General features: G+C 71.3%; 10 protein-coding genes. 6 read left to right on the top strand and 4 right to left on the bottom strand.

Annotation, left to right across the window (positions count from 1 at the left end; all coding sequences use genetic code 11):
- Positions 1-8: 8 nt before the first annotated feature.
- From MFF26_RS25090 to MFF26_RS25105, 4 genes are all read right to left on the bottom strand, one after another.
- Positions 9-1,568 (bottom strand): formate dehydrogenase beta subunit, encoded by a 1,560-nt coding sequence (locus MFF26_RS25090; RefSeq protein ID WP_137829994.1) that lies wholly within the window; start codon positions 1,566-1,568, stop codon positions 9-11.
- The gene (locus tag MFF26_RS25095; protein WP_137829993.1) at positions 1,565-2,038 is read right to left on the bottom strand and encodes a formate dehydrogenase subunit gamma; all 474 of its coding nucleotides are present in this window, start codon (positions 2,036-2,038) and stop codon (positions 1,565-1,567) included. The genes MFF26_RS25090 and MFF26_RS25095 overlap by 4 nt, the downstream gene beginning before the upstream one ends.
- A gap of 264 nt (positions 2,039-2,302) precedes the next feature.
- On the bottom strand, positions 2,303-3,520 hold the full coding sequence (locus tag MFF26_RS25100; RefSeq protein ID WP_238308799.1) for a serine hydrolase domain-containing protein: 1,218 nt from the start codon (positions 3,518-3,520) through the stop codon (positions 2,303-2,305).
- 72 nt (positions 3,521-3,592) lie between these two features.
- Positions 3,593-4,087, bottom strand: a complete 495-nt coding sequence (locus MFF26_RS25105; protein WP_137829991.1) for a DUF427 domain-containing protein — start codon at positions 4,085-4,087, stop codon at positions 3,593-3,595.
- A gap of 86 nt (positions 4,088-4,173) precedes the next feature.
- On the opposite strand from MFF26_RS25105, the gene otsB reads away from it, so the two are divergent.
- The 6 genes from otsB to MFF26_RS25140 all read left to right on the top strand — a co-directional run.
- On the top strand, positions 4,174-4,929 hold the full coding sequence (otsB, locus tag MFF26_RS25110) for a trehalose-phosphatase (protein ID WP_137829990.1): 756 nt from the start codon (positions 4,174-4,176) through the stop codon (positions 4,927-4,929).
- 75 nt (positions 4,930-5,004) lie between these two features.
- A complete protein-coding gene (locus MFF26_RS25115) occupies positions 5,005-6,006 on the top strand; it encodes a glucokinase (RefSeq protein WP_137829989.1) in 1,002 nt (333 codons plus the stop codon).
- A 168-nt stretch (positions 6,007-6,174) separates the two neighbouring features.
- A complete protein-coding gene (locus tag MFF26_RS25120; RefSeq protein ID WP_137831825.1) occupies positions 6,175-7,071 on the top strand; it encodes a DUF3108 domain-containing protein in 897 nt (298 codons plus the stop codon).
- A gap of 447 nt (positions 7,072-7,518) precedes the next feature.
- A complete protein-coding gene (locus MFF26_RS25130; RefSeq protein ID WP_238308801.1) occupies positions 7,519-10,899 on the top strand; it encodes a helicase-related protein in 3,381 nt (1,126 codons plus the stop codon).
- Between the two features lie 34 nt (positions 10,900-10,933).
- Complete coding sequence (locus tag MFF26_RS25135; RefSeq protein WP_238308802.1) at positions 10,934-11,215, top strand: RNA-binding S4 domain-containing protein; 282 nt, start codon at positions 10,934-10,936, stop codon at positions 11,213-11,215.
- Positions 11,216-11,472: 257 nt separating this feature from the next.
- A partial coding sequence (locus tag MFF26_RS25140; protein ID WP_238307958.1) for a GTP-binding protein occupies positions 11,473-11,581 on the top strand: 109 nt, incomplete at its 3' end.

Here is an 11,581-nt window from a genome sequence, read left to right on the forward strand (position 1 = left end):
GGGCCTCCTCACTCGGCCGCGACGGGCAGATCGCCCATGCGCCGGAAGTCGTCGGGGAAATTCGTGATCGCGCTCATGACGGGCATCGGCGTCAGGCCGCCCATGGCGCAGAGCGAGCCGTCGGTCATGACCTCGCAGAGATCCTCGACGAGCTTGAGGTTGGCCTCCGGGCGGATGCCCGCGATGACCTTGTCCATGGTCTCGACGCCGCGCGTCGCGCCGATGCGGCAGGGGGTGCACTTGCCGCAGGATTCGGTGGCGCAGAACTCGAAGGCGAAGCGGGCCTGGCGCGCCATGTCGACGGTGTCGTCGAACACGACGATGCCGCCATGGCCGACGAGGCCCTTCTTGGCCGCCATCGCCTCGTAATCGAGCGGCGTGTCGAGGAGATCGTCGGGGAAATAGGCGCCGAGCGGACCGCCGACCTGCACCGCCCGCACCGGCCGGCCCGAGGCCGTGCCGCCGCCGAACTCCTCGATGACCTGACGGATGGTGATGCCGAAGGCGTACTCGATCAGGCCGCCATGCTTGATGTTGCCGGCGAGCTGGATCGGCAGGGTGCCCAGCGAGCGGCCCATGCCGTACTCGGCATAGGCCTTGGCGCCGTGCTCCAGGATGTAGGGCACGGCCGTGAAGGTCATGACGTTGTTGACGAGAGTCGGCTTGCCGAGAAACCCCTTCAGGGCCGGGATCGGGGGCTTGGCCCGGACGATGCCGCGCTTGCCTTCCAAGCTCTCCAAGAGCGAGGTCTCCTCGCCGCAGATATAGGCGCCGGCCCCGAGGCGGACTTCGAGGTGGAAGGCCTTGCCGGAGCCCAGGATGTCGTCGCCGAGCATTCCGGCCTTCACGCCGTTGGCGATGGCGGTGCGCAGCGTCTTGAAGGCCTGCGGGTATTCGGAGCGGCAGTAGATGTAGCCCCGCGTCGCTCCGGTGGCGACGGCCGCGATGGTCATGCCCTCGATCAGGTTGAAGGGGTCGCCCTCCATCATGATCCGGTCGGCGAAGGTGCCGGAATCGCCCTCGTCGGCATTGCAGACCACGTATTTCTGGTCCGACTGGGCCAGCATCACCGTGTTCCACTTGATGCCCGCCGGGAAGCCGGCGCCGCCGCGCCCGCGCAGACCCGACTCGCGCACCTGGGCGACGACGCCCTCGGCGTCGAGCTTCAGCGCGGCTTCGAGGCCGCGATAGCCGCCATGGGCCCGGTAATCCTCGACCGAGACCGGATCGACCACGCCGCAGCGGTGGAAGGTCAGCCGATGCTGGCGCGCCAGGAACGGAATCTTCTCCGGGTCTCCGAGGCGGAGCGCGTGCTCGCCGCCCTCGAGGAATCCTGCGTCGAGCAGACCCTCGACATCGGCCGGGCTCACCGGACCGTAGGCGATGCGGCCCTCGGGCGTGGCCACTTCGACCATCGGCTCCAGCCATAGCAGGCCGCGGGTGCCGGTGCGGACGATGCGGACATCGAGGCCGCGGGCTTCCGCGCCCGTGAAGATCGCGCGGGCGACGCGGTTGGCGCCGAGCCCCAGGGCGACGGCGTCCTGCGGGACGGTGATCGTGATGCTCACGCCCGGGCCTCCTTCAGCGCGGCGTCGAGGGAATCGGCGGTGAGGCGGGCGAGCGGCTCGTCGTCGACGAGGGCCGCCGGGGCGTTGGCGCACAGGCCGAGGCAGTAGACCGGCTCGACGGTGACGCCGTCGGCGCTGGTGCCGTGCCAATCGCAGCCCATGCGGGAGAGGATCTCGCCGTGGAGCTGGTCGGAGCCCATCGCCTGGCAGGCCTCGGCCCGGCACAGCTTGACGTGGCGATGCCCCGCCGGGGGCTCGCGACGGAAGTCGTGGTAGAAGGTCAGGCAGCCGTGGACCTCGGCGCGCGACAGGTTCAGCGCGTCGGCAATCATCGGAACGGCGTCGGCGTCGACGTAACCGAAGGTTTCCTGGAGCGCGTGCAAGATCGGGAGCGTCGCGCCCTCGAGCAATTTCAGCTCTCCGACGATTCCGGCCGCCCGCGTGGCGTTCCAAGGCTCAAGACTGGCCATCGATCTCCTGCCCAGATTGGTCTTGTTCTAGGAACTGATCCAACCAAGGCAGGCACTAAAGTTCAATCAAGCAGTCTCGTGGTTTGACAAAAATCTTCGATCAAAATCGCGTCGTTGCAATGCGAAACTCGATCAACTCCGGGCAAATATTTTTCAAATCGTTCTAGAATGCCCCGCAGCGGACGGTTTGGAGCCCGTCCTTCCGCTTCCTTCCGCCGAGGCTGCGGCGCTCGCGGCGCCGCATCCGGAAGGATCTTGCAGGCGTCAATCCACCAAGGCGGCGTAGGTCAGCACGCGCAGCTCGCGCCGCAGGGGCAAGGCGGAGGAGGGGACGAGCTGCGCCAGGAGCACGACGGCCATGTCCTCGGCGGGGTCGATCCAGAACGAGGTGCTGGCCACCCCGCCCCAGGCGATTTCGCCGGGCGTGCCGATGATCTGCGCGGCGGCGGGGTCCAGCATCACCGAGAAGCCGAGGCCGAAGCCGATTCCGGCATACGAGGATTCGGCGAAGCGCGGCTGGCCCATGGCGGCGAGATCGCCGGGGAGGTGATTCATCAGCATGAGGTCGACGGTCTTGCGCCCCAGGAGCCGCACGCCGTCGAGCGCCCCCCGGTTGAGGATCAGGCGGCAGAAGCGAAGGTAGTCGCCCGCCGTCGAGACCAGCCCGCCGCCGCCCGAGGCCAGCGGCGGGGTCCTTAGGAACTTGCTGTCGACGCTGTCGTCGTAGAGCCTGAGCGCCCCCTCCCGGTCGAAGGCGTAATTGGCGGCGAAGCGCGGCTGCTTGTCTTCCGGCACCGAGAAATCGGTGTCGTGCATGGCGAGCGGGCGCAGGATGCGACGGCGCATGAACTCGGCGAAGTCGAGGCCCGACACCACCGCGACGAGGTGGCCGAGGACGTCGGTGGCCACGGAATAGTTCCACTCCGCGCCGGGCTGCGCCAGCAGCGGCTGCTGCGCCAGCTTGCCGACGAGTTCGCCGAGGCTGAGCTTCGAGGTCTGGAAGTCGATCGCCTCGGCGCGGTAGAGCGCGTCGACCAGCGTCGCCTCCATGAAGCCGTAGGTCAGGCCGCTGGTATGGGTGAGGAGATCGCGGATCGTGATCGGGCGCAACGCCGGCACGGTCTCGAGCTTGGCCCGGTTGCCGCCGACCATCACCCGCATCTCGGCGAATTCCGTCAGGAAGCGCGCGACCGGATCGTCGAGCTGGAACCGGCCCTCCTCGTAGAGCATCAGCACCGCCAGCGAGGTCAGCGGCTTCGTCATCGAGTAGATGCGGGTGATGGTGTCGGCCGCGAACGGTTTCTGCCGCGCGAGGTCGGCATGGCCGTGGGCGCGGAAGAAGGCGGTCTTGCCGCCGCGCATCACGGCGACCGACAATCCGGCGAGCCGTCCGCTATCGACATAGCCGCGCATCCAGGAATCGACACGCTCCAGCCGGTCCGGGCAGAGGCCGACGGCGCGGGGTTGGGTCTCGACCTGCATGCGGGCTCCTCGCTCTCGCGTCTCCGGGGGCGGTGTAGCGGCCTCACGCCGAGCGGCGCCAGTCCGGATCCGTCACCATCCCATCGTACCGGGCCCGCCCTTGAACGGCCCGACGAGGCCGGGCGTGATCCAGCCGCCATAGAAGCCGCCGGGCTGCGGCTCGACCCGCTGGTCGCCGACGAGACAGGCATCCATCGGCCCGGCATAGAAGGCCACGTAGCCGGCGATGGGCCGGAAGCCCGGCGTCGGGTCCGGATAGGCCCAGGCCGCGCCCGGGGCCTGGCGTCCGCCGCCGGTCACGTCGAACAGAACCGCCCGCCCCTTCCACTCGCAGATTCCGGCCCGGCGCGGAGGCCCGAGCACCCCCTCGACGATGTCGGCGGGCGGAACGTAGTAGGTCGGCGGATGGCTCGTCTCGAGCACACGGAAGCCGGCCGTCGTCGCGGCGATGGTTTGCCCGCCCAGGATCACCGTCAACCGCTCGGGCACCGGCTCCAGCCGGGGCGGGCGGGGATAGTCCCAGACGCTTTCCTGCCCCGGGCCGGGGCGGACGGGGATGGGTCGCACGGGCGCCTCCGTCGGTGTCGTATCGCCGGTTTGTCGTCTCCGACGCTCATGCTAGCGCAGGATCACCCAGGGAGAAGGACGACGCCGTGAGCGACATTGCAGATTACGCCCTGTTCCTCGATTTCGACGGCACGCTGGTCGAGATCGCCCCGCGACCCGACGCGGTGACGGTCGATCCCGGACTCGTGCCGGCGCTGGAGCGTCTGCGCACCCGGCTCGGCGGGGCGCTCGCCATCGTGACCGGGCGACCGGTGGCGGTGATCGACGATTTCCTGGCGCCCGCCCGGTTCGATGTGGCCGGCCTGCACGGGGTCGAGCGGCGGGTGGACGGCGTCGTCAGCGGCGGGCGACCCGAGGATCATCCGGCCCTGCGGGCGGGTGTCGAGCGGCTCCAGGCCGAGACCGCCCGCTACGAGGCGGTGCTGATCGAGGACAAGGGCGCCTCCGTCGCGGTCCATTGGCGCCTCGCCGCGCCGGCCGATGCCGAGGCTGCGGAAGCCATCGTCAAGGCGGTGGCGGCCGATCTCGGCAGCGCTTACCGGCTGCAGCTCGGCAAGGCGGTGGGCGAGATCGTGCCCGCCGACGCCACCAAGGGGCACGCCATCCGGGCCTTGTTGGAGGCCGCCCCCTATGCCGGGCGCCGGGCGATGTTCCTGGGCGACGACCGCACCGACGAGATCGCCTTCGCCTCGGTCAACGAGGATGGCGGGATCAGCGTGCGGATCGGCGAGGGCGAGACGGTGGCGGCCCGCCGCCTCGCGACCCCCGCCGACGTGCGCGCGCTGCTCTCCGCCTGGGCCGAGGGCGGGGTGATCGATCCCGACGCCCTGCCGTCGGCCTGACCCGCTTGTCGACCGGCCCGCAGACCCTCTGTTAAGGTCGCCGCGGCAGAGCGCGGCGAGAGACGACGGAAAAGCATGTTCGAATTTCCGGTGCTGGTCGGTGATATCGGCGGGACGAATGCCCGCTTCGGCCTGATCGAGACGAGGGGCGCGGCCCCCCAGGTCCTCTCGCATGAGCCGACCGCGGGCCATGCCGACCCGAGCGCGGCGATCCGCGCCTCGCTGGGCAAGAGCGGAGCCCCGGCGCCCCGTTCGGCGATCCTCGCCATCGCGGGCCGGGTCGATGCCCCGGCGGTGCAACTCACCAACGCCCATTGGGTGGTCGCGGGGGAGGCGGTCGGGCGGGATTTCGGCCTGTCCCGGGTCACGATCGTCAACGATTACGTGCCGGTAGCGGCGGGCGCCGCGGGCATCGCCCCCAACGACCTGACGACGATCGGGCCGGAGCGCGGCGACGCGCCGGGGCCGCGGGTGGTTCTCGGCCCCGGCACCGGTTTCGGGGCGGCGGCGCTCGTGCCCTACGAGGATCGCCTCGCCATCGTCTCGACGGAAGCCGGCCACACCGATCTCGGACCCGCCGACGAGGCGGAGGCCCGGATCTGGTCGGCGGTCGAGCGCACCGACGACCGCATCACGGTCGAGACCCTTCTCTCAGGCCCCGGCCTGTCGCGGCTCCACGCAGCGATCCGCGCGGTGCGGGCGGGCGGCGAAGGCCCCCTCTGCGACCCCGCCGAGATCACCCGCACCGGGCTTTCGGGCGAGGATCCGCATGCGCAGGAGGCGCTGCATCTGTTCTGCCATCTCCTGGGCCGCGTCTGCGGCGACCTCGCCCTCACCTTCCTGGCGACCGGGGGGGTCTATATCGGCGGCGGCATCGCGCCGCGGATCGTCCCGCTGCTGCGCGAGGGCGGCTTCCGGGAAGCGTTCGAGCGCAAGGCGCCCTTCGCGGCGCAGATGCGGGAGATCCCGACCAGCGTCATCACCGTGAAGGATCCCGCCTTCGGAGGCCTCGCCGCGCTGGCGAGCGAGGGCGGGCGCTTCGTCTATCACGGGCAGGTCTGGACCGCGGGCGGCTGAGGTCGGCGGTGCGGCCCGCGCCCCGGCTGCCCCCTGTGCCCCCCCCGGATCCTGGGGGGCTGGCGCCGGCCCAACGGTCTGTTAACCATGGCAGCGCGATAACCTGCGCATCCCGCCGGCCTCGTCCCGAGGCGGGCCGGGAGCGTGGAACCGCCCAGAGTCCCGATCATGCGCGCCAAGCCCCTCGTCCGCGCCTCGTCCCTCCTCCTCGCCGCGGCTCTTGCCGTGCCGGCGGTCGGGGCACAGGCCGCACCGCGCTCGGCCAAGGCCCGGGCCGCGGCGGGCGTGACCATCGATTACAGCGTCAATCTCGCCGGCATTCCCATCGGCAACGCGCAGCTCACCGGAGCCTTCGACGGCCCGCGCTACCGCATGGATGTCTCGGCCGTGCTCACCGGCCTGGTCGGCGCGGTGACCGGCGGGCAGGGCTCGGCTCGCTCCAGCGGCACGCTGGCGACCGGTCCGCTGCCGAGCGCCTTCTCCATCGCCACCCGCACCAGCAATTCGGGCATCGCCGTGCGCATGGCGCTGGCGGGCGGCAATGTGACCCAGTCCGAGGTGACCCCGCCGCTCGTCGATACCGGCGACCGGGTGCCCGTCACCGCCGCCGCCAAGCGCGGCGTGGTCGATCCGGCGAGCGCGCTCGCCATGCCGGCCCGCACCAAGGGGGCGCTTCTCGACCCCGAGAACTGCAACCGGACCCTGCCGGTCTTCGACGGCGCGACCCGCTTCGACGTGGTGCTGAGCTACGGCGAGACCCGCGAGATTCAGAAGCCCGGCTACAGCGGGCCGGTGCTGGTCTGCAACGCCCGCTACGTCGCCATCGCCGGCCACCGGCCCGACCGGCCCGGTGTGAAGTTCATGGAAGAGAACCGCGACATGTCGGTCTGGCTCGCCCCCGTCGAGGCGGCGCGGGTGCTGGTGCCGATGCGGATCGCCGTGCGCACGACGCTGGGCACCAACATCATCGAGGCGACCCGCTGGACCCAGACCGGCACCAGCACCGCCCAGGGCGGCGACGTGACCCCCGCGACGGTTGCGGAGGCGAGCCTCTCGGGCCGCTGAGGGGCGTCTCAAAAGGTGGTGAAGAGGCCGCGAAGGGGGCGGCGCCCATGATCGCGTTCCCCTCCCCGCCTCGACTATGCGCCGCTTTCTTCGTGTGCCTCGTCGCGTCCGCGGCGCGGGCAGAGCCCCTCGGGGCCGGCCTCGATTGCGGCCCCGACGCGTTCTCCTCCGCCGAACTCGTCGAGCGTCGTCCGCCCCGCCGCGGGCCGTTGACGGCGATGCCGCAGACGCTGTGCAGCGAGCTGGCTCCGCAGGTGCCCCCGGCGCAGATCGACATCCATCTCTATCCGGGACTTGGTTCAGGATCTGGCGCAAGACTGGGAAGCCCGGTTGGCAGGCCGGGCCCCGGCGACCCATATGAAGGGGGCCGCCGCGGCCACTTTCCGCGCCCGTAGCGGTTCTCCCGCCTCTCCGACGGCTCCGGGCCGTAGGGAACGTCCCCGCCGAATGACGCTCCGCACCCTTTCCCGCGAGTCCCGCGCGCGCGGCGTGACGGCGGTCCTCGGGCCCACCAACACGGGCAAGACGCACCTCTCCATCGAGCGGATGCTCCAGCATCCCACCGGCATGATCGGTCTGCCGCTGCGGCTCCTCGCCCGCGAGGTCTACCTGCGCGTCGTGGCCAAGGTCGGCGTCGAGAACGTCGCCCTCGTCACCGGCGAGGAGAAGATCAAGCCGGACCGGCCGCGCTACTGGATCTGCACCATCGAGGCGATGCCGCGCGACCTCGAGGTCGCCTTCGTGGCGATCGACGAGATCCAGCTTGCCGCCGACATGGATCGCGGCCACGTCTTCACCGACCGTCTGCTCTACCGCCGCGGCCGCGAGGAGACGCTGCTGATCGGCTCCTCGACCATGCTGCCGCTGGTGCAGTCGCTGATCCCGGGCGTGCAGACGACCACGCGGCCCCGCCTCTCTCAACTGAGCTTCGCGGGCGAGAAGAAGATCTCGCGGCTGCCGCACCGCACCGCCATCGTGGCCTTCTCGGCCGAGGAGGTCTACGCCATCGCCGAGTTGATCCGGCGCCAGCGCGGCGGCGCGGCGGTGGTGCTCGGCGCGCTCTCGCCCCGCACCCGCAACGCCCAGGTCGAGCTCTACCAGTCGGGCGACGTCGATTATCTGGTGGCCACCGACGCGGTCGGGATGGGCCTCAATCTCGACGTCGATCACGTGGCCTTCGCGGCCAACTGGAAATACGACGGCAGCCGCTTCCGCAAGCTGACGCCGGCCGAGATGGGCCAGATCGCGGGCCGCGCCGGGCGCCACACCTCCGACGGCACCTTCGGCTCGACCGGGCGCTGTCCGCCCTTCGAGCCGGAGATGGTCGAGGCTCTGGAGACGCACGATTTCGAGCCCCTGCGCATCCTGCAATGGCGCAACCCCGACCTCGATTTCGGCTCGCTGGAGGCCTTGCAGGCAAGCCTCGACGTGCATCCGCAGGAGCAGGGCCTGACCCGCGCCCCCATGGGCGAGGATCAGCAGGCATTCGAGATCCTGATGCGCGAGGACGACATTCGCGACATGGCCAAGGGGCCCGCGGCGGTGCGGCGCCTGTGGGATGCCTGCGGCCTGCCGGACTACCGCAAGGTTCATCCGCAGACCCATGCCGACCTCGTCGCCCAGCTCTACCGCTTCCTGATGCGGGGCATGGCGGGGCGCATCCCCAACGATTGGTTCGCCCGGCAGGTGGCGATGATCGACCGCACCGACGGCGACATCGATGCCCTGTCGCAGCGCATCGCGCAGGGACGCACCTGGACCTTCGTGGCGAATCGCCCCGACTGGTTGCTCGATCCTCTGCATTGGCAGGGCGAGACGCGTCGGGTAGAGGACAGGCTGTCCGACGCCCTGCACGAGCGCCTTGCAAGCCGCTTCGTCGACAGGCGCACCAGCGTCCTGATGCGGCGCCTGAGAGAGAAGACGATGCTGGAAGCCGAAATCACCTCCGGCGGTGACGTCACCGTCGAAGGTCAACATGTGGGCCGTTTGCACGGCTTCCAATTCGTGCCGGACCCTCAGGCCGAGGGGCACGAGGCCAAGACCCTGCGCTCGGCCGCCGACAAGGCGCTCGCGGGCGAGATCGAGGCGCGGGCCGACCGCTTCGCCTCGGCGGCCGATTCGGCCCTCGTGCTGTCGCATGACGGCGTGATCCGCTGGACCGGCGACCCGGTCGCCAAGCTCACGCCCGGCGACAAGCTGTTCGAGCCGGGCCTGCGGCTGATCGCCGACGACAGCCTCGCCGGCCCGTCGCGGGAGAAGGTCGAGACACGGCTGAGCGCGTGGCTGCGCGCCCATGTGGTGCGCCTGCTCGGTCCGCTGATGGAGATCGAGAGCGCCGCCGATCTGACCGGGCTCGCCCGCGGCATCGGTTATCAGGTGGTCGAGGCCCTGGGCGTGCTGGAGCGCGCCAAGGTCGCCCACGAGATGCGCAGCCTCGATCAGGACGGGCGCGCCAATCTCCGCCGCCACGGGGTGCGCTTCGGCGCCTATCACATCTTCCTGCCGGCCCTGCTGAAGCCCGCGCCGCGCACCCTCGCCGCCCAGCTCTGGGCCCTCAAGAGCGGCGGCCTCGACCAGCCGGGGCTCGACGAGATCGCCCATCTGGCCGGCTCCGGCCGCACCTCGATCAAGGTCGATCCGGCGATCGCCAAGGGCCTCTACCGCGCGGCCGGTTTCCGCGTCTGCGGCGAGCGCGCGGTGCGCGTCGACATCCTCGAGCGCTTGGCCGACCTCATCCGCCCGGCCATCGCCTATCGGCCCGGCACCACCGTCGGCGAGCCGCCAGCCGGGACGGCGGATGGCGACGGCTTCGTCGCGACCGTCAACATGACCTCGCTGGTCGGCTGCTCGGGCGAGGATTTCGCCTCGATCCTGAAGTCGCTCGGCTACGTCGCCCAGGCGCGACCCGGTCCGGCCATCACCGTGCCGCTGATCGCCGCTGCCCCGACCGTCCCGGCGGCCCGCCCGGCCGAGGCCGCGCCGCAGGAGACGGTCGCCGACGAATCGACCCCGGTCGAGACCGACGCCCCGCAGCCCGAGTCGTCCGATCAGGACGGTGAAGCGAGCGAGGCCGAGGCGGCACCCGCCCCGGCGGCCTCCGAAGCCCCGTCTTCCGAAACCCAGGCTGAAGAGCCGGCATCCGAGACTTCGGCGGGCACCCCGGAGGAGCCGGTGGCGGCTCCGGCCGAGGAGAGCGCCGAGCCGGCCGCAGCGGCGCCGAGCGAGGAAACGGCCTCGCGCGAAGACACCGCACCCATGCCGGCCGAGACCGCGCAGGCCGTCGAGGCCGCCGCCGCGACCGGCGAGGTCGAGGCGGTCGATGCCGCCGATTCCTCGGTGCCGGCCGACGATGCCGCCCCCGTGGCGGACACGGACGCCGCGCCGGCCGAGCCCGAGACCATCGAGGTCTGGCACCTGCACCGTCCGCAGCGCCATTCCGGCCCCCGCCACGGCCGCGGCCAGGGGCGTCAGGACGGCCGGCAAGAGGGTCGCGAAGGGGGACGCGAAGGGGCACGTGAAGGCGGCCGCCGGGATGGACGTCCGGGCGAGGGCCAGGGTCCGCGCCGTCCTCGCGAGGATCGGCCCGAGGGCGGTCGTCCGCCCCGGCCCGAAGCCAGGGGCGAAGGCCGTGGCGAGAACCGCGGCGAGGGGCAGGGCCCGCGCCGCGACGGCGGCCCCCGCAACCGGCCCGACCGCCGCGACGACAACCGCCGCCCGCCCCAGGAGCAGCGCCCGCCCCGCCGCGAGCGCCAGCCCGATCCCGATTCGCCCTTCGCGGCGCTCGCCGCCCTGAAGGCGAAGCTCGAATCGGACGGGGGCAAGCGCTGAGGGCCGCCCGGCCCCAGAGACGTCCCCTCGCGGCATGAGCGAGGGGCGTCAGCGCCTCGACAAGTGGCTGTGGTTCGCGCGCTTCGCCCGGACCCGGTCGATGGCGGCCCGGCTCGTCGCCGACGGACATGTCCGGGTCAACGGCACGCGGGCCCAGGCCCCCGCCAAGGCGGTCCATCTCGGCGACGTGCTGACGGTGGCCGCCCCCCACGGCACGATGCTGGTCCGCATCCTCGACCTCGGCGAGCGCCGCGGCGGCGCCCCGGAGGCGCAGCGGCTCTACGAGACGGTCGGCACCCCCGAGCCCGGATCCTGACCCTTCTCGGCATCCCCTGAGAACGAGCGGCGGCACCGAAGGCTCGAGCGCGAAGAGCGGCCCGGCGACAGCCGAGGCGTCGAGCGGTGCGAGAGCCCAAGGTGGCGGACAAGGCGGCGGATGCGGTCGCGGACGCCTGTGGCCAAATCGACCGGACCGATCATCAAGCAATCGCTTGATCATCGTCGCGCGAGCCTCTAAGCGGTCGGCGCCTTTACGTCCGGCATTGGCCGGCGTGTCCGGGATAGGAATGCACGATGGGCAAGGAAAAGTTCAGCCGCACGAAGCCGCACTGCAACATCGGCACGATCGGTCACGTCGATCACGGCAAGACGTCACTGACGGCGGCGATCACGAAGGTTCTGG

This window comes from Methylorubrum suomiense, assembly GCF_022179765.1.
Taxonomy (GTDB): domain Bacteria; phylum Pseudomonadota; class Alphaproteobacteria; order Rhizobiales; family Beijerinckiaceae; genus Methylobacterium; species Methylobacterium suomiense.